Raw genomic sequence first — 23,410 nt, forward strand, 5'->3', positions numbered from 1 at the left:
ATTTTTTGTAAAGGATAATTTTTACACCTACTTAAAAGTGGGGGGCGTTGGTTTTTTTGTTGGATTCGTGTTGTGGTTGTTTAAAGTACGATGACATTGCTTTTACCAAACCAACTACTCAGTCCGAATGTTGTTATCATATGCGTCACCAGCTCACGCTTAAAGGCTGGCTTCAGAGCTTTTTTTCGATAATCTCTTTCAGTGCGCGATTCTCAAGACTGAGGTCGGCAAACATCTGCTTGAGCCGTCGGTTCTCGTCCTCAAGATCCTTTATCTTTTTAATATCAGATGCTTCCATTCCATCGTATTTAGACTTCCAGTTGTAATATGTGGCTTCAGAGATTCCGGCCTCGCGGCAGACATCTTTCACTGTTCGTCCAGCTTCAACTGACGTAATCACCGTGATGATCTGATGCTTAGTAAAACGGGCTTTACGCATAGCGATCTCCTTCGTTGGCAAAATGAGTATGCCGGAAGAACTCTAAATGTGAATGGCACGATTATGCGAGATACTTACAGTAGGTAATGCGGTATTGTCAGTGACTGCTGAGGGCGGCGGTGTAGGTGCTCAGAAAGTGGTTGATAAGATAGAAAAGAAGAGTGAAGAGAAAAAATGAATATGCATTTAACTAAAGAGATAGTTTTTTCATTGTTACTGATCACGATGATAACTCTGGCCGTAATAGTTGCTGGGTTAGCAACTAACTTACTATTTTCAGGAGTTCTATGGTTCTTGAATGGTGAGTTTGATATGACTTGGCAACGTGCATTACATACAGCAAAGTTAAGTTTTTTCGGAGGAGGGATATTAGGGATTGGGATGGTTTTTATTCGCTTTTTGAAAATAAAAGGATTTTAGCTATCTTTACTAGAATAGATGAACATAACTCTAATGAGAAATCATCGTCTGATGAGCCACCGGAGCCTTAAAGTATAATAGACGTAATTACTCAGGAAGAACATTTTTCAGTCTCTTCCTCGATATGGAATCTTAGGCATTTCGATTAAAACTATATGTTGTTTTTGCTAACAATGGAGTGGGGTTGTTGTGGTGATAAAGTTAGGTTTAATTTTTACTATTGTTCTATCAGTCAGTACTGTTTCTGGCTGTTCCGTGAACTTAACAAAATCTGTAGATGATTACGCAGGTGCAGATTTTTCCAGGATCAGGGTGAAAAACTACCTGCCGCCTTTAACTCTTGAGGTTTATGAAAAATCAGGGCAGTGCTACAAACTTGTGGATGCCAAGAGTTTGACTGCGGGTGTCAATGTCATGGGTATCAAGTCAACCTACAATAAAAAACTACCAGGCATGTTACCACCGTCTACCGAGATGCAGGGGATGGATGCGATAGAATACAAAATCAAAGCGAATCAGCATGTCAGTATCACCTATAAAGAAGAGACGTTTAGGTCTCAATATACCCAAATCATTGCTACACGCTCTTCACATTTTATCCCTGAGGTTGGGCACGATTATGACATCTACTCATCCAAGTCGGGTGTAAGTGTTGTTGACCTGACCAGCAGCAACCATGCACCAAGGTCGTGGGGTAATGAAGACAAAGAATGCAACTATAAAACAGGTTTTTTGGGCGGCAGGAATTATTATTGATGCGTAGTAGTCCACAAATTACCGGTTCAACTGATTAATTATTGCAGTGAGTGTGTTACTCTCTAACTTTATATATAAATTTATCTTGATTAAAACTAATAAATTATTTATGCCGTCAATATGACATAGATACCAATGCTTTCGCACCAATGTTGTTCTACTTACTATTAAGGATGATTGTTATGAAAAAATTAGTCATTGCCAGTATTGTTATTTCCACTCTGGGTTTCGGAACTGCGGCACATGCCGGGCAAAGCACTATCACTGCCGGCTATGCACAGAGCAAGGTGCAGGACTTCAAGAATATCAATGGCGTTAACTTAAAATACCGCTACGAGTGGGATTCCCCGATCAGCGTTATCAGCTCATTTACCTATATGAGCGGTGACAAGAATGAGTCTTACAGTTTCTACCGTGACGTGATAGATCACCACGCTGAAGTTAAATACTACTCTCTGTCTGTTGGTCCAGCGTATCGTTTTAACCAATATATCAGCATCTATGGTTTGCTGGGGCTGAATTATAACAAGCTTGATTACAAGTCATCCTGGAATAACTACGCAAACGGCGCTTACGAATATATGGGCGAAGAGAGCGGTAACCAGAAGAAAACGTCCTTTATGTACGGTGTCGGTTTCCAGGTCAATCCAATGGAGAACCTGGCGATTGATGTCGGTTACGAAGGATCCAGACTGGATGCCGATGATAAAAACCACGCTATTAACGGCTTCAACATCGGCATTGGCTATCGTTTCTGATAGTTGAATGCTGCCGGCCTCCTGACATGGAGGCCGGCAACCTTTACCCCATCTTCGGATAGACCCCCGGCCCGATCGGCAGGCCGAGCGCATACCATGCCAGCAACAGCAAAATCCACACGGCAAAGAACACCAGCGGATACGGTAGGATCAGCACGTAATAGGTACCAAGCTGGGCGTCTTTGCGGTAGCGCTGTAGAAAACCGAGAAACAGCGGCAGGAACGGCGACATCGGCGCCAGTGGCAGCACCGACGAGTCGGCGATGCGGAAGATCATCTGCGCGAACGCAGGGTGGAAGCCGAGTAGCATAAACATCGGCACAAAGATCGGCGCCAGTATCGACCAGATGGCGGAGCCGCTGGCGATAAACATACACAGGAAGGCGGAAAGGAACATCAGGCCCAGAAATGCCGGTGCACCACTCATGCCTGCCGCTTCCAACATGTCAGTCAGGCCGATGGCCATAAACTTGCCCATGTTGCTCCAGTTAAAGAACGCCACGAACTGCGATAACGGGAATACCATGACGATAAACCCGGCCATGCTTTTCATCGGTTCGATCAGGTGGTGGGGAATATCGTCCGGACGCCGGATTTGCTTGGTGACGACGCCATAGGTAATACCGACGGTGAAAAAGAACAGGATAATGATCGGCACAATGCCTTTAATAAACGGCGATGGGATCACCGAACCGGTTTTAGGATCGCGCAGCGGGGCCGCTTCCGGCACCACCAGTGCGGCGATAATGGCGATAAACACCAGTGCAGCGATACCGCTCATCATCAACCCACGGTTTTGCAGTGGGGTCAGCGCCTCAATTTTATCCTCGGCGCTGCCCTGCCATTTTGGCAGGCGCGGTTCAATAAACTTATCGGTTAACAGCGCCCCGGCGATGGTCAACACGATCACTGAAGTTGCCATAAAGTACCAGTTGTCGATCACGCTGACGTGGACGGCGGCGTCCACCGCTTTGGTGGCCTCAGTACTGATACCGGAAAGCAGTACGTCGGTTGTTACGATCAACAGGTTGGCGGTAAAGCCTGAGGCAACCCCAGCGATAGCGGCTAGCAATCCAGCTATCGGGTTACGGCCTACTGCCAGGAACATCAGTGCGCCGAGCGGCGGCATTACCACCAGTGCGGCATCGGAGGATATATGGCTGAAAAAGGCAATAAACAGCACCATGTAGCTGGCATAGCGGGCGCTAACGCGTGAAGCCATCTTGTACATCAAGGCTTGCAGCAGCCCGACCTTCTCGGCCAGCCCGGCGCCGATCACCAATGCCAGAATGGCACCCAGTGGGGCAAAGCTGCTGAAGTTATGAATGATATTGGGGAAGATCCACTGCATGCCCTCCACGCTCATCAGGTTATTCACCTTGATTAATTCGCCAGTGGCCGGGTTCTTCACCACCATGTCTAGCCAAGAGAACAGCGCGGTGGCTAGCATTAAGACAACGATCAAATAGACGAACAGTAAAAATGGATTGGGGATTTTATTCCCGATGCGTTCTACCCAGTAAAAAACGCGGCCGGGGCTTTTATTCGCTGACGTTGTGACCTCACTCATTGGCTTACCCTCTGTGTTTGTCCTGTTGTGTTTATTTTTTATTATTTGATTTAATTATAATTATTGTTACTGGCCCGGTTTACGGGCCTTTGCAGCGTAGTCGTTATTTTAACGGTGAAGGTTTAATGCCCTTGGGGATTGGGCAACTGTAGGGCTGTTCTGCACGCTGGCGTTCGAACTCACGACGGCAGTCAGCCAGAAGGTTGCTGTCGCTCAGCAGTTCGATGGCAGTAGCCGCCATGACTTTACCCGCCAGGCACATGCCTTTGTGTGCGATAGAGGTTCGGCCTTGTGCTACCAGTTGCCAGGTATGCAATGGTGTGCCGAGTGCGAAACACGGACTGAAGCATTGAGCGGTGGGCGTTACCCAACTGACATCACCGACGTCGGTGGAGCCATACAGCAGATCTTCAGACGCCACATAAGGGGCAACTTCATCCATCAGTACTTTGTCGCCCAAATTCTGCACCCATTCGCGCCCGGCAGCACCGCCGGTACGGGCGATATTCAGCTTGGCATTACGCAGGTCGTCCTTGTTTAGCGTTTGGCGGATCTCGGTGGCGAACCTGCGTTCTTCCTCGTTGTACTCTGGCAAACCGAAATCACAGACATAGCGATACATCACCTGTTCCATGCTACGGTTCGGCACATAGTTGGAGCAGGCCTTGTCGAAACGCACCGTCATTTGAGTGTCTGTCATCAGTGCCGCGCCTTTGGCGATGTTGATCACCCGCTGGTAAATATCTTGCGCTTGATCGAGCTGCGGCGCGCGGATCAGGTACAGCACTTCTGCGTCGGCCTGCACCACGTTGGGTGAGCTGCCCCCAGTGTTGGTGACTGCGTAATGTAGCCGGGCTTCCTGCACGATGTGCTCACGCAGAAAGTTGGCACCGGTATTCATCAATGTCACGGCATCCAGTGCACTGCGGCCAAGATGTGGCGAGTTAGCGGCGTGAGCTGCGATTCCCTTGAACTGAAACGCTGCCTGAATATTGGCTAAGGTACTGGTGTTGAACATCCCGCTGAAGCCTTCAGGATGCCAGGTGAGGGCGGCATCGACGCCATCAAACAGCCCCTCACGTACCATAAAGGTTTTGCCGGAGCCGCCTTCTTCGCCGGGGCAGCCGTAGAAACGTACGGTGCCGGTCAGGTGTTGTTGTTGTATCCAGGCTTTCACGGCGAATGCCCCTGCCAGTGCGGCGGTACCCAGCAGATTGTGGCCGCAACCGTGACCGTTACCGTTTTCCACTAAGGGTTCCGGTGTGGCACACCCCGCTTGCTGGCTCAGTCCGGCGAGAGCGTCGTACTCGCCCAGTAGCGCGATCACCGGATGGCCGCTGCCATAGCTGGCGATAAACGCGGTTTCAATACCGCCAACACCACGTTCAAGCGTAAAGCCTTCCTGCTCCAGCGCATCGGCTAGCAGGTTGGCAGAATAGGTTTCGGTAAAGCGCGTTTCAGGGTGATCCCAGATGCTGTCGCTCAGTGCGCTGAAACGGGGCTGGTGTTGGTCAATGTACTGATTGATGAACGCCAGTAATTGCGGATTACTCATGCTTTGCTCCCAAACGTTGGCAGGTTCAGCGCCAGAGACGCCAGTGTTTTCACCGCTACCGCCATGACCTGCTCGTTAAAATCAAACTTCTCGTTGTGGTGTCCGGCGCTCAGCTCGGTGCCGAAAATCACGTAAGAGGCCTGTCCGCCGTGGGATTTAACCCGTTCCATCATATAAGTGGCGTCCTCTGAACCTGCGGCCTGCTCGCGGCGATCAACTACTGAAGATAGCTCTGCGATGCCCTGTGCTTGTTGGTGGATATAGTCCACCCACGGTTGGGTCGGTTTACTGCTCTGCGCCGCACCCATCAGCGCGATCTCGCATTCCACGCCGTGCATTTTGGCTGCGCCCTCAATCACATTCAGTGCCTGCTGGTAGACAAACTCGTTGATAGCATTGGTGGCGCCACGAGTTTCCACTTTCATAAAGGCCTGATCGGCAATCACGTTACGGCCAGTACCGGCCTGTAATACACCGACGTTGATGCGTGAGCTGCCTTCGCTGTGACGTGGGATAGCGTACAACCCCAATGTGGCCGCCGCCGCCGCCAGCAGGGCGTTACGGCCGTCTTCCGGTTTGGCGCCGGCATGGGAGGCTATGCCACGGTAGGTGACGTCCAGCTTGCTGGTGGCCATAAAGCTGTCGCTGCCGCACACCAGTTCCCCGGCAGGCACACCGGTGCCAATATGCACTGCCGTAAAGAAATCAACGTCGTCAACGACGCCGGCTTCCACCATGGATTTTGCGCCACGGGTGCCTTCTTCCGCCGGTTGGAAAATCAGTTTGATGGTGCCGCTCAGTTGCGGTTCCAGGTTCTTGAATACATGCGCCAGTCCCAGGCCGATGGTGGTGTGTCCGTCATGACCACATGCATGCATCATGCCGTTGTTACAGGAGGCGAACCCTTCACGGAACGGCAGGTGATCCGGTTGCAGTTTTTCGTTCAGATCGAGCGCGTCCATATCAACCCGATAGGCAATCACCGGGCCAGGGCGTCCGGTATCCAGCGTGGCAACAATGCCGGCAAAACCGCCGGAAAAGTGCGGCAGCCATTTTTCCAGTGCACCTTGTTCACGTGCGCGTTGCTCTTGTTGCTGTAAGGCTTCGGCAGACGGAAGCCCCATACGTGCATCGGCATTAATTACTTCGCGACCCAGTTGCAGGCGATAGCCCAGTCGATCCAGTTCTTCAGCCACCAGAGTAGCAGTGCGGAACTCAAACCAACCTGACTCGGCATAGCGGTGGAAGTCACGGCGCCAAGCCTGCAGTTGCGGGTATAAATCGGTCACCAACATCGAAAGCGGATTATTCATTGGGATATCTCATAAGTTATCGCGCCCAGGTAAATGCCGGGCAGCAGTGGTGCGCTGAACTGAAATCAGACGGTGAAACTATTTAATGAAAATGGCGTATTTAGTGACTAACTACCGTGAAGAGCGCTTATCACCGCAGAAAATGCGTTTAATTAAGCGAAATAAGAATTTGGTTATTTATTATGTTTTTTTCGAATGTACACAATGGAATCGGGCTAAATAAGATGCCAATATCTTGCTATTGATAAACAACAGTTATCGCCACTTGCCTATGCCCGCCTCAATAAAATTGCACCAATTACGTGCGTTTGTAGAAGTCAGCCGGCAGGGCAGCATTCGCGCCGCCAGCCGTACTTCACGCCTTTCACAGCCCGCCCTAACCAAGTCGATTCAGGAACTGGAACAAGTACTGGGGGCTAAGTTGTTTATCCGCCGTAGCCAAGGGGTCGTGCTCACCGACTGTGGCGATAACTTTTTCCAACATGCCAGTCTGATCCTCGAAGAACTCCGGGTGGCGCAGGAAGATATCCAACAACGGCTAGGGCTGGCAGGGGGATCTGTGAATATCGGCGTCGGTGGCAGTATTGCGCGAACAGTGATGCCGCAGGTGATTACTCAGTTTCATCGTGAATACCCTAAGGTCAAAGTCAGAATTGTTGAAGGGCAGTTGGTGTCGATGATCCCGGAACTGCGACAGGGTGAACTGGATTTTACCGTAAATACCTATTACCCCAGTAGCATGGACAATGAGCTGCAATACGAACGGCTGATGGAGAAAGAGTATAAAGTGGTGGTGCGTAAGGGGCACCCGATGGAGGGGGCGACATCACTTAAGCAACTGCAACACTGCGACTGGACCATGCCAACGCCTAAAGGCAGCTACTATCGGCTGTTGCATGATTTGTTCGGGGACTTGGGGATGGCGCCGTCGATCAGCGTCACCTGCGAGACTTTTATGGCTTGCACCAGCCTGGTGGCGCAGAGCGACTTTGTCAGTATTTTGTCGGTAGATGTGATTTCTGATCCAATATTGGGCAAACATCTGGTGCCGCTGGCGTTGGAGGAGAGCCTTCCAAAGGCGACGTTTTATCTGATCCAGCGTAAAGACACCACGCTGACGCCGATGGGCGCACACTTGGCGCGCTTGTTTCGGCTGTATTGCCGGTGAAAATGCCGCAGCGAGTTATCCCCGCTCCCGAATAAAGTGGCGGGTGATAATCCATATCCTTTCGCTTTTTGAACACCCCTGTGCGGATATCTTAGGCTTTGCCCATCAGCGGATCGCTGACGCTGTGATCGCCGTTTTCCAGACGGCCTGCCAATCGTCGCCGCCAGCCATGAGAACCTTCTAACGAAAGATCGTACCAACCACCGCTGGCTTTGGCGTCAAAGGCTTGCTGATGGCGGCCACCTGCCGGCAGTTCAATTCGCCAAGGGCCGAGTTGCGTATAGGGGCAACGGGCGATGGTTACTGTTGTTGTCTGGCTACCGGGGTTCGTGAGCGTTAGCGACAAACGATCTCCCTGTGGGGTCAGGCGTACTTCTGGCTGCGGCTGCTGAACGTTGCCACGCAGCTCACGATGAAAACCGTTGGGGCCCAGTAGCCACAAATGGTATTCATCCGTCGTTGACCAATTATCGCTGACGGCCTTTCCTGCTTCGACGGTATAGCGCCGTGGAATCTGATCCAGATTGAGCTGATCATAAACGTGAAATACCGCGCCTTGTGCGCCAGTGTTGTACAGATTGAGCGTCACCATGTGTTGTTCGGGGTAGCTGGTGGCCTCAACGTGCAGTTGGTAAGGCAGCGCACGTGATGGACGTGCCAATCTCGATTGGTGCGGTAACTGCTGCTTGTCCGGTGGCGGCAGAGGTACCTGTGGTAACTGTTCCTGCCGTTGGCGCAGGCTGTCGGCAGCGTGACGACTGACTGCCGGCAAGCTGGGTAACGTCTCGCCGTTAGGGTCGACAAAGTTGAACGCAGAGGTGAGATCGCCGCACACTGCCCGTCGCCAGGCACTGATATTCGGTTCATGCACCTGGAAGCGTTTCTCTAAAAATTGCAGTACCGAGGTGTGATCGAATACCTGTGAATTGACCCAACCGCCACGGCTCCAGGGTGATAGCACCAGCATTGGCACGCGTGGTCCGGGGCCATAAATGCGACCGTCTGGTGGGGGTTGGTCCTGTGAACCCGGAGGGGCAACGTGTTGAAATATTTCGCTGTCGAACGGCACCGTTGATTTGCCGGCAAAGCTGCCGTCTTCGCGTAATGAGGGGGCGGAAGGTGAAGGCATATGATCGAAGAAACCGTCGTTTTCGTCGTAATTGACCAACAGTACGGTCTTGCTCCACACCTCGGGGTTGTCGGTCAGTGCATTGAGGATTTCTTGAGTAAACCAGCCCCCCTGAACCGGGCTGGACGGCCAGGGGTGCTCCGAGTAGGCTGCCGGAGCGATAATCCAACTGACTTGTGGCAGTTTGCCCTGCTGCACGTCGGCGCGGAAACCGGCTAACATCGCGGCCAAATCATTGCCGTTAGCGGCTGGCAGTGTATTGCCATTCCCTTTGTACAGCGGCGCTTCGGCGTTTAGCTCATCGCGGTAGGGCACAAAGGCGGTGAAATCTTTCGGCGGCTGCGCCGGATTACCCACTTTAACGCTGGCGGCGCGATACTGGCGAAAACCCGCTAATGGGTTATCGGTGAAGTTATCCGGCAAAAATTGATAGACCTTCCAGCTGACACCACTGGCTTCGAGTCGTTCTGGATACGTATGCCACTGGTAGCCGACCTCAACGGGGCCGGGGCTGTCCCATTCGTTGACCACGACAGCGACGTCGGCAGCCGTTGGGCCGTTGGTCCCGGTCCAGTGGAACAGACGGTTGGTATTGGTACCCGCGTGGATCGAACAATGATAGGCGTCGCACAGGGTGAAGGTTTCGGCCAGCGCAAACTGGAAAGGCAATTCGTGGCGACGGTAATACCCCATCGAGGTCGGCGTTTTGTACGTGGGCCAGGCGCTCATACGGCCGCTGTCCCAGGCGGACTGCTCGTCTACCCACGAATGCGGCGTGCCGCTAACCCGCTGAGCATTGCCGCGCTTGCTGTCCAGGTGATAGGGCAGCACCAGCCGATTTTCCCCTTGCTGCTGCCACACATGACGGCCGTCGGGCAACGGGATGGTAATGCGATCGCTAAAGCCGCGTACCCCGGGCAGTGTGCCGAAGTAATGATCGAACGAGCGATTTTCCTGCATCAGGATCACCACGTGTTCGACATCGTTAATCGTGCCGGTGCGGTTATTGGCCGGAATTGCCAGTGCTTTACGGATCGAGACTGGTAACAGTGAAAAAGCCGATCCGATGGCGGCAGCCCGCAGTATTTCTCTGCGCGAAAAATCAGGCATGCGTCGTTAAACTCCCATAGGTGTGCTTTGAAGATAGTTGTTAACGACGATAATGGCGAAAAATAACAAGGAGATGAAAGGAGAAAAAATAATGCTCCCGGGCGGGAGCATTATCGAAGGGTTTATTGCCTGATCAGTCGACCCAGTGTCGGTGCGGCTTCAAAGTCGCTGCGGAACGGGTTGATATCCAGACCACCGCGGCGGGTATAGCGGGCAAATACGCTGAGTTTTTCCGGCTGGCAGCTTTTCTTAATGTCGTTAAAAATGCGCTCGACACACTGCTCGTGGAACTCATTATGCTGACGGAAAGAGATCAGGTAGCGCAGCAGGCGTTCGCGATCGATTTTCCGGCCTTGATAGTGGATGACTACACTGCCCCAGTCCGGTTGGTTAGTGACCAGACAGTTGGATTTCAGCAGATTGGAGGACAATGTTTCCGTCACGGTTTCTGCTTGCTCATGGGTAGCTCCGTCCAGATATTCTGGCTTAAAGTCAAAGTCATCCACGGCGATATCCAGATCGTCAATATTGATGCCCGGCAGGCGGTCTATCTGCGATGAATACCCGTCCAATCCCGGATAGAGTTTAACGCCGACCTGACCGTTAGCGGCCTGCGACAAATCTTTTTGCATCGCCGCGCTCACCTGTTCCACGCTGTCAAAGCGCGTTTGGTTAAAGCTGTTGAGATACAACTTGAATGATTTGGACTCGATCAGATTGGTGGAAGAATGCGGCAGAGTGAACTCACCAATGCCAACCACTGGCTTGCCTTTTGCGTTGAGCCAGGACAGCTCGAAGGCAGTCCACAGGTCGAAGCCGCTAAACGGCAGGTTTTGTTCATCTACACCGATCAGATCACGGCCGCGAGCACGCGGCAGAGCCTCGAGCAATTCGGGAGCATACTGGTCCGGATAATCGGAGTTAGCGCCAAGATGGGTGATTTTATCTTGTTTTTTGATATGCATATTCATTGCTCCTTGCAAGATCGGTATTGATATAGCGGTTAAACAGGCTACGGGCGGCGTAAATTGGCCCGACCCCTACCAGGGCGTAGACCACCTTGATCAGGAACTGCGACAAGATCATGGTTTTGATGATGTCCCAGCTCAAGACGTTGTAGAACGCCAGTGTACAGAACACCACACTGTCGATGGCTGAAGCGACAACGGTGCTGGTGATCACTCGCACAAACAGGTAGCGGGAGTTGGTCAACTCTTTGATTTTGCAAAGCAGATAGGAATTGACGTTCTCGGAGATCAAATAAGCCGCAGATGAAGCGACCAGTACCGCCATAATACTGTGAACGATACCATCATAGGTCTTGCTGAATTCCCACTGAGGAATGCTCGGCACCAGTGTGGTGGCCCAAACACCCAGTACAAAAATCAGGTTGGCCATAAACGAGATGATGATGGTACGTCTGGCCAATCGTAGTCCGTAAAACTCGTTTAAAATATCGACCAGAATAAAAGTGAGAGGATAAATAAAAATAGCGGGCGGTGTGATCAGGTTCAACGCGGGAATTTGAATCGGTTTGACGCCACACAGGGTTGAAAATATATAAATCACGCTGAGTGCTACGGTAATGATCAGATAGGCATACCAGGAGCGTTCGTGGCGATCGCTGAGCTCGTAAGCGGTTTGCTGCTGATTGTTACCGTAAATCTTGCGGTACAGCGCCTGCAACTCATGTCGGCTGAGATCTTCCGATATTTCGCTGTCGGCCAGCTCATTGAGCCCCATGGTGATGGTTTTGCCTGTAGCTAATACCATGACATTGGCGGCCAGGGTGCCATGTCGGGTAAAGCCCAATAGCTTGAACTTTTGATTCGGTTCCATTTATAGCCTTTCTCCAAAGATATAACCCAGGAATTGCACGGTATCCTGATGATTTTTCTCCATGCTGCTTTCTTCTTTGTCATTAATGACAAAAAAGCCGTTTTTTCCCGAGTGATACAATAAAGGCGAATTGCAAACCAGCACCGGCGGGCGTTTTATAATAATGACCTCGCCAGGGATAAATGAACCTTTTATTTCGGTCTCTATTTTCATTGCTACCATATTTGACTCATCGCCGAAGAAATAAGTCAAAGGGAACTCTGTGACAAGTTGACCGATCTTCTTGCCGGCAACCGCTAAAAAACGTGACTGCGGAATAACAGGAATGGCGGAGGGGTTTTTATTCCCTTCGGTGGAAAGGGTTTCGTTGAGCAGCTCCAGCTTTTCCAGATCATAGTCTTCGATCTCTTCACAGGAAACGCCAAAGAAATCTGAAATCCGGTTAACGGTGGCTTGCTGCACATTATTGACCTTTCCATCCAGGATCTTATAGATGGTGGTGCGTGTCAGGCCAGTACGGTTAGAGAAGGATGCCTTGGTTTCGCCCCGGGTGCGCATCAGATATTCAATATTCTTAATGATGTTGACTTTGCGCTGGGCGTTAGTGGTCTTCATAAGCATTCCTTACAATATTCTGGCCGGCTTTACTATATCGCACGCACCGGCATTGTCCAGAACGGACACGGACATTGTGCCGGTAACCAGCTGATTACACTTTAGAAACGGAAAGTATTCTACCCCTTGTCGTGGGCACGGAGGCATTTATCATGATGCATATAATGAGAAATAAAGGTAATTAAATATAAATCAATCACTTACATTTCAATCCAAGAAAAGTGAACACAAAAGTGAGTTTTGTGTCTACTTTTGTGTTGACCAGAGCGGATTTTGTGAGCTAATGTTCACCCATACTGAAGTGTTTATTGACGATCCAAATGGTTAATAGGTAATCGTCGGACAGCTTCTATAATAAAAAGCTCTGAGAGGGAGGCGTTTCCATTCTCTGAGTATTAAAGGATGTTTTAGCTACTAACACCAGGGAATTTCAATTACGTCATCGGCTGTAAAGCTGCAGTTTAAAACCCACCCCTCTATCTTGATGCCAGTCGGCTAGTTAGCCGACCGATATCTATTTATGACGTGATGTCATCATTCGGTAATTGTATCTCTTATCTCTCTGTTTCCGAGTTCCCCACTCCCCGTGGTGGAGAGTGGAGATATCACTCAGGCCAAATCAGCTTTGTGCAGACGCCGGTTTCTGAGAGCGACTTACCGTCAATTTAAGTGCCCAATACAGCAGGCTAGCGGCCAGCAGTGAGTTGATGGTTGGCACACCCCATTCAGTCACCAATCCGACGATGCTGCCAGCAATACTGGCGATGATGGCCGCCCAGCCAATGGTTGGCGTTTGGTCAGGCAGTTTTCCTTCTTGGCGGCTCTCATCCAGAATCTTGCGATGAGTACGCAGCAGATAATAATCGACCAACATAACGCCGATAATCGGAGGGAATACCACGCCAAGTACCGTCAGGAAATCGACAAACCGGTCCAGAATTCCCAATACGGAAAGTGTGGTACCTAATACGCCAATCACCAACGTGGTCGCGGTGTATTTCAGTCTTTTGCCGGTCATGCCTTCAACGGCGTTGACGATGCCCAGTGACGATGAATACAGATTGAGATCGTTAACTCTCAGTGTGGAGAATACTACGACCAGCAATCCTGCACCGCCGGCGACTTGTGACATGATGGTGACCACATCCGCTGTGCCGAGCGTTTTGGCGATCAGCAGTGCCAGGCCGTTAACCACGAACTCTCCGGCGACAATGGTGAGAATAGTCACGCCAAATACATGCTTGCTGTTTTTGGAGTAGCGCGTTAAATCGGGGGTCATCAGGCTGGCAACAATCGCACCGCCGACCACAATGGTGATACCAGCGCTGATCGACAGCGGATCACCTGGCGGCATGAGTTGGATAATCTCCGGCAGGTTATGGCCGGTGAGGGTGATGTAGGAAATATAGGCCACCAACATAATAAACATCGGTACCGCAATTCTGGCGGCGATGCGCAAGGCCTTGAAGCCGAACGCCACCAGAATGGTCAACAGAGTACCGGACAAACCGGCCGCCAGACCAAAGCCCAGTTTATTGCCAAGAGCGAAATCCAACGATTTGGCGAAGATAGCATTTTGTATGCCAAACCAGCCTAGCAGGCTGACAGCGACAACGACGCCGATCAGGACTGAACCCAACCGGCCAAAGCCGCACCAACGGGCCAACAGGCTACCGGAGATCCCTTCTCGCATACCCGCCAACCCAAGGCCGTAGGTCACCACGCCAAATATCAGGCTGCCGACAAAAATGGCGGTGAATGCATCGATCAGTGTCATTGAATGGCCCAATACGGCGCCAAGCATAAACTGATCCAGAGCGGTCAGCATACCCATATGCACAATAGCTACGCTTAAGAACGAGACTCTTTTATCCTGAGGTACCCGGGTTAACGGATAGTCTTCAATTTTGATCACAATGAGGTATTCCTTGCTATTTAAATAAACTGGATGCCTTTTGCTATCAGGCGATCGGGAATGTAGCTGTCCAGCTGAGCATATTTGCAAAACTCCTCAAACTGCTGCTGTGTGTGGACATCAGATTTTTGATAAATGTTATATATTCTATTTTCTATGGTTTTATTGCTGATGTTATATATTTTGGCGATTTCTTTCACCGACAGCCGTTGCAGCATTAAAAATATAACGTCCAGCTCAGCCCGGGTAAAAATGGTGCTGTTAGTTTCAGTGGTCAATACGCTGGGTTTTTGATGATTGATATAGTTAAGTGGGGATAAGGTGTTAAGCGGCTTGGCGTTCCACATTACCCCAAATACTTCTTTCTTATCGTTGTAGATAGGCAGTTTTTCGCTGATAAACGGTGTCAGGCTGTCTTTCCCGTACCAATAATGCGTCTCTATCACGGCAACCCGATCGCGCGAAATCTCGGTCATTTTGTCATGTTCGACAAAATCGGCCGCAGACTCGGCCCAGTCGGCGGGGAATTCGTCGTCTCGCTTACCGGCTATATCAAAACTTAATGGCGTGTTGGTATAGAGGTAGGCGGCCCGGTTCATGTAAAGATGACGGGATGCCAGGTCCTTAATGCCCCATGGCTCACTTAAGTGCTCCATCATGGCAATCAGGCCTTTCAAATAGAATTCATTACTTTTATCGGGCGAATCCATTCTGACCTCACCGATTAAGATTGGGTTAAATCTCTTTCGCCAGGTAGTGACGTGTATGCTTCTTGGCATATCCGCCTAAATTACCGTAGACCTGATAGCCCAATTTTTCATAAAAACCTCTGGCCTGGAAGTCGAAGGTATCGACATAAGCCATGTGGCAACCCCGCTTCTTGGCTTCTTCTTCGGCTTGCACCATTAGTTGGCGGCCATAGCCACTTTTCTGATATTGGGCACTGACCCAAAGATACTGAACTTCAAGCCCGCCCCACCAGGTTCTGGCAACCAGACCAGCGACGATTTTTCCTTCGTCATCGGTAATGGTCAGGAACAACGGGTGGATATCTACATGTTCGGTTTTCTCGTTGTGGGCCCAAAGGCTATCAATGACGAATTCTTCATCCTGTGGGTTTGGCTGATCGGTAATATTGATATTCATCGTTGTAATATAATTCCCTGTGATAATAATTTGTTTTTGCAATCAATTTGATGCTTGCTAACGGGTTTAACTATCACTTTTCATAATGTATTACAAGGGTGGTTTTCACCCGTTCCCGTCAATGTGGCAAACCTTTATATTAACTGTGACGGGGCTAGAAAATAGCGCAATACGCGGTAATAAATAGCGGTAAGTCCTGTCCAGTCAATCTATTCCTATTGTGCCTCACCAGGGCCTCCTTCAGGAAATACATTAGCCATTCAGGCTCCACCGGTAGAGCAAGCTAACTTGCCAAAGGGGAGCCGCCATGTTTAAGAATCCCCAGAGTCAGCACCTAAAATCCCATCATTTGTCCTGAACGCCACCTTTAGCGATGTTTTCCAATGCAGGTGCGATAGCTGCACTGAACATGGCACCATGATCCAAGCCGGGCCATTCCCGGAAGTCCACATCAAGCCCGTTTAGCGTGTTCAACCGCTCGGCTAACTGCTGAGCTGCGTCTGCGGGGAGTGGGGGCTGCTTTATATTGGGCGGCGCTGAGCGCATTTTCTCTCCACCGCCGGTCCACAGCCACAGATGGGCAGATAATGCAGGATGTCGATCAATAACCCGTTGTGCTTCCTGCAAAATAAAGCCTTTTCCCCACCACAGAGAGGGCTCTACGGCGACGTAATATTGGAATGAAGCTGGCTGGGTTAACAGCGTATGCAGCACAAACAGGCCGCCATAAGAGTGCCCCCACAGCGTTTGCCGTTGAGGGTCAATGGCTACCTTGGCCGCCACTGCCGGTTTAATCTGGCTTTCGATCAGTTTCAAAAAGGCATCTGCGCCGCCATTGGCCCGCATCCCACCGGTTTGCAGTGGCGCCGGCGTGTAATCGTAGCTGCGGCCATTGGCATCGATACGCAAATCGTTGTCATAACTGAGCAGTACCAATACCGGCGGCTGTTTTTGTGCCGCAAGGCGAGCCAATAAGTTGGTATTTAACTCCATCAGTACTGCGTTGCCATCCAAAAAGTAGATGACTGGATACCCAACCGGTGACGGGGCTAAACGTGGTTGCGCAATGCGGATGCGATAATGACGCTGGCCATCCGCTGAATTGAACCGCAAATCACTGAACTGATAATCAGGTGACTGTGTATCGGCGACGGTCACGCCAATTTTACGCTCCAGATCGGGTCTGGCCTGCGCCAGCATAGGGGAGCCAACGCCGATCATCAGCGTGATAACAAGGGTAAGACAGCGACGATAAAAGGATGGCATGCTGAGCCTATTCACCTGAAAAACGTCGATATTAACATCTCATTGTTAAATGGGCATACTGCTGTAAGATCCTGATCTGCGTGGCAGACATTATGAATGGCAAATTAGCGCAGGGTAAATTCATCTATACCTGATATTTTGGCCGGATTTTTAATTATTTATTGTGGGTTTAGTTCACGTAAAAATATTAATTTATGGATTTTTATTATTTTTTCATGTTTTTATTTTAAAATGACAATGTGGGTGAGAGTCACGTTAGGGTACACTTAGTGTATGATGATTTTTATATAAAAATAATTTAAACCATGCCTGAAAATAATTTTTTAAGATGAGTTGTGCTTTCAAAAAAAATCACACTGGCCAACACGGAGTGTGTAGTTGGCCAGCGATGAGATTTTCTTTCTGATTACTCGATCTAATGCGCAGTAATTCAGTGTGTACTGATGAAGTCGATCACCGTCTTTAAACTATGGTTATCTTTTTCATGCTGATGCAGTGCCAATATAGCGCCCCAGAACAGCAGTCGGTACGGTATAAGGTGTTCAGGAAATGTCTCCCACGAATCGACGCCAAATAATACAAGAGAGCGTTGTTCGAACACTGCTCTAACTGACTCTTCAAGCCGTTTGTCAGCCGAGGTGGCTAGCCAAATCTCCATCAGCAATACCAGGGGATTATGCTGTGGGTATTGGTGCATATATGTGATCAGCTCAATGATGCGCGCTTTAATGTCATTGGTGTCGCCAGTGGGAACCTGATCCATAAATGATTGCGTCAATTCCCGGATGAGATCGTAGCGACCGGCAGGAAAGTGGTACCTCAATGCGCCACGGGTGACACCGACCAGCTCACAGATTTTATTTTCGCTGAAGGCGATATATCCTTCATCGGCAAGCACATTTTTTGCCGCGAGCAGGAGTTTTTTTCTGGTCTCATCAGCGTTTCTCTGAATCACATCTTTCTTCATGGTCAGGCCCTGGATAAAATAACTTCACCATCCGCACACCATGTGGGAATAGAACGACATATTGTAATAACCTCTTGAGCATGAATCAAAAGTAGCTTCTCCCAAGGCTCAAGTGTTTCACCTGACGTTAGCAACGTCGTCTGCATATCGTTATGCAATGTGCTGCCAATAGCGATAGTGGTTGGCGGTTCATTTTGTAATCCTTCACCGTAGGTTTTCATATCTGTCGCGAGAACATGCATGCAGCGCTCGATCAATGCAAACAACTCACTACGTTTATTCTCGGTGATGGCTAATGCATATTCTGTTTCAAGATTGTACAGTGCAACGTGTAGTTCACGTAGTTTACCAAGTAAAATCTGACAGTTAAGTGTTAGCTGTTCATTGTCGTTACTACGCCAATTAGGCTCCAGTGCCACCTGTGCCAGCAGTTTTTGAGTGGTATCCAGTTTTGACCAGCCTGCGACTTGCTTACCTTTGTCCAGCGCCAATGGGCTGATTTTTTCTGAGAAGTAGGCTAATAAACCGGATAGCGACAGGCGCAGCTTTTTCCCTTCAGTTTCCGGCCAGATCAGGCCATGCACCAGTGTTCCAACCACGATACCCAGAAGGATGCCGATGACGCGGTCACGAATTTCTGACAGCTCAGGGCTGGGGGCAAAATCGGTAAACATCGCCAGTGAGAAGGCGAACATGATCTGAATACCTGCGTAGCTGCTGCGTTCTGAACCTGCGGCAACCCAGCTACTTAGGGCAATCACCGGGACGACCATCAACAGCAATCCGGTGATTGAATCTATGTGTGGCAGGATAAACACCGTAGAGAATAATGCTAGGGCGCTGCCGACCAGACAACCGCCGATACGCAACAGGCTTTTTTGTACCGACGCGCCGAGTCCCGGCATGGCTACGATGATACAGGTCAGCATTGATGTGTGAATGCCAGGCCATTGGACACTGGTATAAAACACGTAACAGATAGCCACTGAGAACAGCGTTTTGACCCCGAATTTGATGTAATCGTATGAAAGCCCTTGTCTGCCTATCTGTGGGGTAGGGAGCGTTGATTCCATGGCGGCGGGTTGTTGTTCGTGGGAATCTAACAGCGAGATGCTGATCAGCGAGCTATAGATTTCTCGCAGGCAGTCTGGTAGGGACTGGATTTGTTCCCGGGTCTGTAGTGTCAGATGATATATTTCGTCTTTCTGTATGCTCTCAAGGAAAGTATGACACTCTTCTGCCAGCCAAAGACAATGGCTGACGATTGCCGGTGATAAAGGCGTGGTCGTGAGGCGGTGTAATTTACGTGTAGCAGAATATAGACGTTCTACTGTGGCGATTTCCGCCAAATGTTTATCTTCATTTTCTCGGTAGCTGGCATTGCGCATCACTGAGAACTTCAAGTATTTATGCAGCGTGAGTACGCTGTTTTGAATTTCTAACAAATCCGGCGTCTCCACCGATTTTCCGGACGCCGTTGCTTGTAACGCCCGGCTGACTACCGTCAGAATCCGCTCTATTTCCTGTTTTAACTGTTTGACTGGCTCGACCGGCAAGAAAAGTGTATTAACGATATGCGCCACAACAGTTGCGTAGCAGCCGGCAACCCAACTCCATAGGCAGTTGCGCAGTAGCGCTTCACCATTTGAAGTTAAATCAACAAAGCTTTGTGAATAAGTTACGGTGATGGCCATACCAAAAAACAGAAAGCCCATTTTTTTTGACGAACGCATCAGATAAAGCATGGTGACCAGCGCGACTGCCGAAACCAGTAGCCGCAACATCGGGTAATCGATGGTGAATTTCAGAATAAGAATAGAGCATCCAACGGCCAACGTATTTACCAGAATAAATAATGGGAAAATTATCCGAGTTAATACAATGTTTTGCTGCGTAGCGAAAAAGATGACCAGAAGAGAGTAGGACAATTGCGGCACGTTAAGCGTCATCGAAATGATGATGACAATCACTGATGAGATCAGATAACGCAGCATGGCGTTATAACGTCCGGGAAAGGCGTGTAACTCCTGTTGCAGAAAACGCCACAGGTTACCTTGCTTCATGTCGGATGCTGCGAACTCACTCATGATGCATTACCGTCCTCGTGGGCCAAAATAGTATTGGGACGGATGTTGACTACCGCGGATGTACCCATGCGAAACATACTGAGGTCGGGGTTGGTGACGCGGATACGTACGGGGAAACGCTGGGCGACGCGTACCCAGTTAATGCTGCGTGATACACTTGGCAGTCCGCCTTGGGTAGCGCCGCCATCGTCGGGATAAACCCCATAACCAATCGAGTCCACTACACCGGTAAAGTTCTTGCTAGTGTTGCTCATTAGATAGATGTCGACTTTGGCATTGTCGCGAATGTTTTGCAGTTCAGACTCACGGAAATTGGCCACTACATACCACGTGTTGCTGTCGATCAGGGTAAAGACCGCCTGTCCTACGCTGGCATATTGCCCTGCGGTAGTTTTTAACGATGCAACGCGCCCGTCGAACGGGGCTTTGATGATAGTGTGTTCCAGATTGAACTGTGCAGTGGAGATATCTGCTTTGAGCACTTCGCGTTGCGCTATTAATGCGGCGACGCTACTGATGGCAGCATTGGCTTGTTGTGCCTGCAATTTGGTGGACTGAAGCTGAGCTGATGACGCGCGCTGGGCCGCTCGAGCTTGATCGAGAGCTTCTTTGGATACATAGTTCTGCGGGCGAAGGGTTTCCAGGCGGCGCAGTGTATTCATGTCCTGTTCGGCAGTGGCGCGGGCTGCATCGATGCGTTTCTCTGCTGCCTGAGCATTGAATTGCTGGGCATTCACATCTCTCTGTGCCAGGACGATTTGCTGTTCCAACTGGGCCAGGCTTGCCGTCGTACGATTTAGCGAGTCCTGATAGGGACGCGGATCGATATGAAACAGGACATCACCTTTTTTAACCAATTGGTTTTCACGGATTGGCATTTCAATAATCAGGCCGTTGACCTGAGGGGCGACGTTAATGGTATCTGCATATACGTAGGCATCATCGGTTCGAGGGGCTTCATCAAGGGTCTTGATTACCCAACATAAAACCGCAAGCGTAATCACCGTGAGTATGATGACGAACAAACGCCTTTTCATGGTGTTCTCCATGTTATTCAACATTCCCATCTCCTTGATGAGTAAGCATTATTAATTAAAGAAAAGGGTCCAATAACACATTGAAAACAATGTAATCAGCAGAGGGTACGTCAGGATGTAAGGGGTGAGCCATTCCGCTTTTTTCCGAGCGGTCAGGATCATGTAAATAATGACTGTGGTCAGGCAGCCACCCGAAATGCAAAATAGCCAGTCTGGGAAGTAAGCGCCGAGAATATTGATCGAGGGTGAGCGGGAATGGCAGCCACTCAATAATATGACCATTCCGGTTATCCAAAATAACTTGCGTTTCATAACGTATTAAACCAGAGAAAAATGAAGGCCAAAATACACTAAAAAACCGGCAACATACAACCATGTACTTTGAGTGGTTATTTGCATTAAATAATAATTGGCTTATTTTTCAATGCCATTATCTCAATGATAATTGAGACAAAGAATGGATAGGGTAGGGGCGGAGTAAAAGGCGCAACGGGTGAATAAAAAGCCGATCTCTGTTCTGGCTTTTTACTATCTTCTTGCCAGCTTCTTATTGGTAATGTCCGGCAATAGGTGATCGAGCGATATGATAAGTATCGGCTGGCGTAGGTTTTCCATCCGTATCTCTGAAAGCAAAAAACCCGCCATAGGCGGGTTCTTCTAAAGATGGTGCCCGGACTCGGAATCGAACCAAGGACACGGGGATTTTCAATCCCCTGCTCTACCGACTGAGCTATCCGGGCAACGGGGCGCATTAAACCGTATTGGCCGGATGTCGTCAATCGCTTTCTATCACAAAGCCGATCGGTTGCTCTATTTTCAAGCAAGTCCCGCCTCGCGTCTCTGCAATAGTCACAATTTGTTAACTCTTCAGCCCTGGCTGTAAGCCTTGCCGTTACTTCAATTCCTGCTCAAACGCGGCAATCGTTGATCGGCTTTACAGGTGGTTATAACAGTAACATGTTACATAATTGTATTTTAAGGATATTATTTTTTCATTTGTGATCGTTGTAACTTAAATAACATAAATTGAATGTTATGTTTCGATAATAACAATTTCATTCCTGGTATGGTTTGGGAGTGGGGTAGGGAGAAAGAACGTAAAAGTTCACAGATAAATTTGGAGAAAAAGTGAAATACATCATAGGGATAATCTGCATTATTGTTGTCTGTGTCTTAGCTCTCTTGGTAAGCAACGATCGCAAAAACATCCGCTACCGCCCGATCTTTGTGATGCTGGGCTGTCAGTTTGCCATGACTGCACTGTTACTTAAGACCGATGTGGGCAACAAGGTTATTGGTGTGATCGCCGGGGTGTTTGGCAATTTGCTTTCTTACGCCAATGAAGGGGTCAACTTTGTTTTTGGCGGTTTGCTGAATAAAGGGGAGATTTCATTTTTCCTGTCTGTTTTGCTGCCTATCGTGTTTATTTCGGCGCTGATTGGCATCCTGCAACACTGGCGTATTCTTGGTTTTATAATTAAATACATCGGGTTAGGCTTAAGCAAAGTTAACGGCATGGGGCGGCTCGAATCCTATAATGCCGTTGCTTCGGCGATCCTCGGGCAGTCTGAAGTTTTCATCTCAGTTAAAAAGCAACTCGGGCTGTTACCGGAGCACCGTTTATATACGCTGTGTACATCTGCTATGTCGACGGTGTCTATGTCCATCGTGGGCGCCTACATGGTGATGCTTGATCCCCGCTACGTGGTAACCGCATTGGTGCTGAACCTGTTTGGTGGCTTCATTATGGCTTCATTAATCAACCCTTATCAGGTCAAGCCAGAAGAAGACATCCTTAATGTGGTTGAAGGGGAAAAGCAGAGCTTCTTTGAAGTACTGAGCGAATACATCCTCGATGGCTTTAAAGTGGCGGTGATCGTAGGTGCAATGCTGATTGGCTTTATTGCGTTGATCACCATGGCTAACGCGGTATTCACGGCCTTATTTGGCATCTCTTTCCAAGGCGTCTTGGGTTACCTGTTTTCTCCATTGGCTTTCCTGGTAGGGGTGCCTTGGAATGAAGCGGTGCAGGCTGGTGGCTTGATGGCAACCAAGATCGTCAGTAACGAATTCGTTGCCATGCTCAACTTGTCTCAAGGTGGGTATCACTTCACTGAACGTACCATGGCGATTATCTCGGTCTTCCTGGTGTCGTTCGCCAACTTCTCTTCCATTGGCATCATCGTCGGCGCCATCAAAGCGTTGGATTCCAAACAAGGGAACAGCGCCGCTCGCTTTGGTTTAAAGCTGCTTTACGGTTCTACGCTGGTCAGTTTCCTCAACGCTGCCGTGGTGGGGTTCTTCTTTTAATCAACAGAGT

At 49.5% G+C, this 23,410-nt stretch carries 20 protein-coding genes, 1 tRNA gene and 1 pseudogene; 5 read left to right on the forward strand and 17 right to left on the reverse strand.

Features of this window, described 5'->3' with window-relative positions:
- Positions 1-116: 116 nt before the first annotated feature.
- Positions 117-439, reverse strand: a pseudogene (locus SGR01S_RS15410) (transposase); the annotation flags it as partial.
- 174 nt (positions 440-613) lie between these two features.
- Between SGR01S_RS15410 and SGR01S_RS15415 the strand changes: the two are divergent.
- From SGR01S_RS15415 to SGR01S_RS15425, 3 genes are all read left to right on the forward strand, one after another.
- The gene (locus SGR01S_RS15415) at positions 614-859 is read left to right on the forward strand and encodes a hypothetical protein (RefSeq protein WP_061807901.1); all 246 of its coding nucleotides are present in this window, start codon (positions 614-616) and stop codon (positions 857-859) included.
- A gap of 189 nt (positions 860-1,048) precedes the next feature.
- Positions 1,049-1,615, forward strand: coding sequence for a hypothetical protein (locus SGR01S_RS15420; RefSeq protein WP_255212236.1), 567 nt, complete (start codon positions 1,049-1,051; stop codon positions 1,613-1,615).
- A 182-nt stretch (positions 1,616-1,797) separates the two neighbouring features.
- The gene (locus SGR01S_RS15425) at positions 1,798-2,373 is read left to right on the forward strand and encodes an Ail/Lom family outer membrane beta-barrel protein (RefSeq protein ID WP_061807902.1); all 576 of its coding nucleotides are present in this window, start codon (positions 1,798-1,800) and stop codon (positions 2,371-2,373) included.
- Positions 2,374-2,416: 43 nt separating this feature from the next.
- Here SGR01S_RS15425 and abgT read toward each other — a convergent pair whose 3' ends face one another.
- The 3 genes from abgT to SGR01S_RS15440 all read right to left on the reverse strand — a co-directional run bounded on the left by abgT (position 2,417) and on the right by SGR01S_RS15440 (position 6,811).
- On the reverse strand, positions 2,417-3,943 hold the full coding sequence (gene abgT, locus SGR01S_RS15430; RefSeq protein ID WP_061807903.1) for a p-aminobenzoyl-glutamate transporter: 1,527 nt from the start codon (positions 3,941-3,943) through the stop codon (positions 2,417-2,419).
- A gap of 103 nt (positions 3,944-4,046) precedes the next feature.
- Positions 4,047-5,498: a M20 family metallopeptidase gene (locus tag SGR01S_RS15435; protein WP_037416655.1), complete on the reverse strand. Its 1,452-nt coding sequence runs from the start codon at positions 5,496-5,498 to the stop codon at positions 4,047-4,049.
- Entirely contained in the window at positions 5,495-6,811 is a 1,317-nt protein-coding gene (locus SGR01S_RS15440; RefSeq protein ID WP_061807904.1) for a M20 family metallo-hydrolase, read from the reverse strand. Before SGR01S_RS15440 ends, SGR01S_RS15435 begins: the two co-directional genes overlap by 4 nt.
- A gap of 271 nt (positions 6,812-7,082) precedes the next feature.
- Here SGR01S_RS15440 and SGR01S_RS15445 point away from each other — a divergent pair, with 271 nt between their 5' ends.
- Positions 7,083-7,979, forward strand: coding sequence for a LysR family transcriptional regulator (locus tag SGR01S_RS15445; RefSeq protein WP_061807905.1), 897 nt, complete (start codon positions 7,083-7,085; stop codon positions 7,977-7,979).
- A 91-nt stretch (positions 7,980-8,070) separates the two neighbouring features.
- Here the strand turns inward: SGR01S_RS15445 and SGR01S_RS15450 are convergent, their stop codons facing one another.
- From SGR01S_RS15450 to SGR01S_RS15505, 13 genes are all read right to left on the reverse strand, one after another.
- Positions 8,071-10,218, reverse strand: a complete 2,148-nt coding sequence (locus tag SGR01S_RS15450) for a phosphocholine-specific phospholipase C (RefSeq protein WP_061807906.1) — start codon at positions 10,216-10,218, stop codon at positions 8,071-8,073.
- Positions 10,219-10,340: 122 nt separating this feature from the next.
- Positions 10,341-11,183 carry an NADPH-dependent 7-cyano-7-deazaguanine reductase QueF gene (gene queF / locus SGR01S_RS15455; protein ID WP_037416668.1) on the reverse strand — a complete coding sequence of 281 codons (843 nt, stop codon included), beginning with the start codon at positions 11,181-11,183 and terminating at the stop codon, positions 10,341-10,343.
- On the reverse strand, positions 11,161-12,057 hold the full coding sequence (locus tag SGR01S_RS15460; RefSeq protein WP_037416671.1) for a queuosine precursor transporter: 897 nt from the start codon (positions 12,055-12,057) through the stop codon (positions 11,161-11,163). Before SGR01S_RS15460 ends, queF begins: the two co-directional genes overlap by 23 nt.
- Complete coding sequence (locus tag SGR01S_RS15465; protein ID WP_037416674.1) at positions 12,058-12,672, reverse strand: helix-turn-helix domain-containing protein; 615 nt, start codon at positions 12,670-12,672, stop codon at positions 12,058-12,060.
- A 619-nt stretch (positions 12,673-13,291) separates the two neighbouring features.
- Positions 13,292-14,587: a cytosine permease gene (locus tag SGR01S_RS15470; protein ID WP_037416677.1), complete on the reverse strand. Its 1,296-nt coding sequence runs from the start codon at positions 14,585-14,587 to the stop codon at positions 13,292-13,294.
- A gap of 20 nt (positions 14,588-14,607) precedes the next feature.
- Positions 14,608-15,297: a helix-turn-helix transcriptional regulator gene (locus SGR01S_RS15475; protein ID WP_037416680.1), complete on the reverse strand. Its 690-nt coding sequence runs from the start codon at positions 15,295-15,297 to the stop codon at positions 14,608-14,610.
- Between the two features lie 25 nt (positions 15,298-15,322).
- Positions 15,323-15,733, reverse strand: a complete 411-nt coding sequence (locus SGR01S_RS15480; protein WP_037416683.1) for a GNAT family N-acetyltransferase — start codon at positions 15,731-15,733, stop codon at positions 15,323-15,325.
- A 345-nt stretch (positions 15,734-16,078) separates the two neighbouring features.
- A complete protein-coding gene (locus tag SGR01S_RS15485) occupies positions 16,079-16,999 on the reverse strand; it encodes an alpha/beta hydrolase (RefSeq protein WP_061807907.1) in 921 nt (306 codons plus the stop codon).
- A 430-nt stretch (positions 17,000-17,429) separates the two neighbouring features.
- On the reverse strand, positions 17,430-17,966 hold the full coding sequence (locus SGR01S_RS15490) for a TetR/AcrR family transcriptional regulator (RefSeq protein WP_061807908.1): 537 nt from the start codon (positions 17,964-17,966) through the stop codon (positions 17,430-17,432).
- 2 nt (positions 17,967-17,968) lie between these two features.
- Complete coding sequence (locus tag SGR01S_RS15495; RefSeq protein WP_167348760.1) at positions 17,969-19,960, reverse strand: FUSC family protein; 1,992 nt, start codon at positions 19,958-19,960, stop codon at positions 17,969-17,971.
- 89 nt (positions 19,961-20,049) lie between these two features.
- Positions 20,050-21,102 carry a multidrug transporter subunit MdtN gene (mdtN, locus tag SGR01S_RS15500; protein ID WP_147284281.1) on the reverse strand — a complete coding sequence of 351 codons (1,053 nt, stop codon included), beginning with the start codon at positions 21,100-21,102 and terminating at the stop codon, positions 20,050-20,052.
- A gap of 39 nt (positions 21,103-21,141) precedes the next feature.
- Positions 21,142-21,402, reverse strand: coding sequence for a YtcA family lipoprotein (locus SGR01S_RS24660; RefSeq protein ID WP_073963464.1), 261 nt, complete (start codon positions 21,400-21,402; stop codon positions 21,142-21,144).
- A 352-nt stretch (positions 21,403-21,754) separates the two neighbouring features.
- Positions 21,755-21,830 (reverse strand) — tRNA-Phe (locus tag SGR01S_RS15505).
- A gap of 388 nt (positions 21,831-22,218) precedes the next feature.
- On the opposite strand from SGR01S_RS15505, the gene SGR01S_RS15510 reads away from it, so the two are divergent.
- The gene (locus tag SGR01S_RS15510; protein WP_037416712.1) at positions 22,219-23,400 is read left to right on the forward strand and encodes a NupC/NupG family nucleoside CNT transporter; all 1,182 of its coding nucleotides are present in this window, start codon (positions 22,219-22,221) and stop codon (positions 23,398-23,400) included.
- Positions 23,401-23,410 lie beyond the last annotated feature (10 nt).

Source organism: Serratia grimesii NBRC 13537 (assembly GCF_001590905.1).
Classification (GTDB): domain Bacteria; phylum Pseudomonadota; class Gammaproteobacteria; order Enterobacterales; family Enterobacteriaceae; genus Serratia; species Serratia grimesii.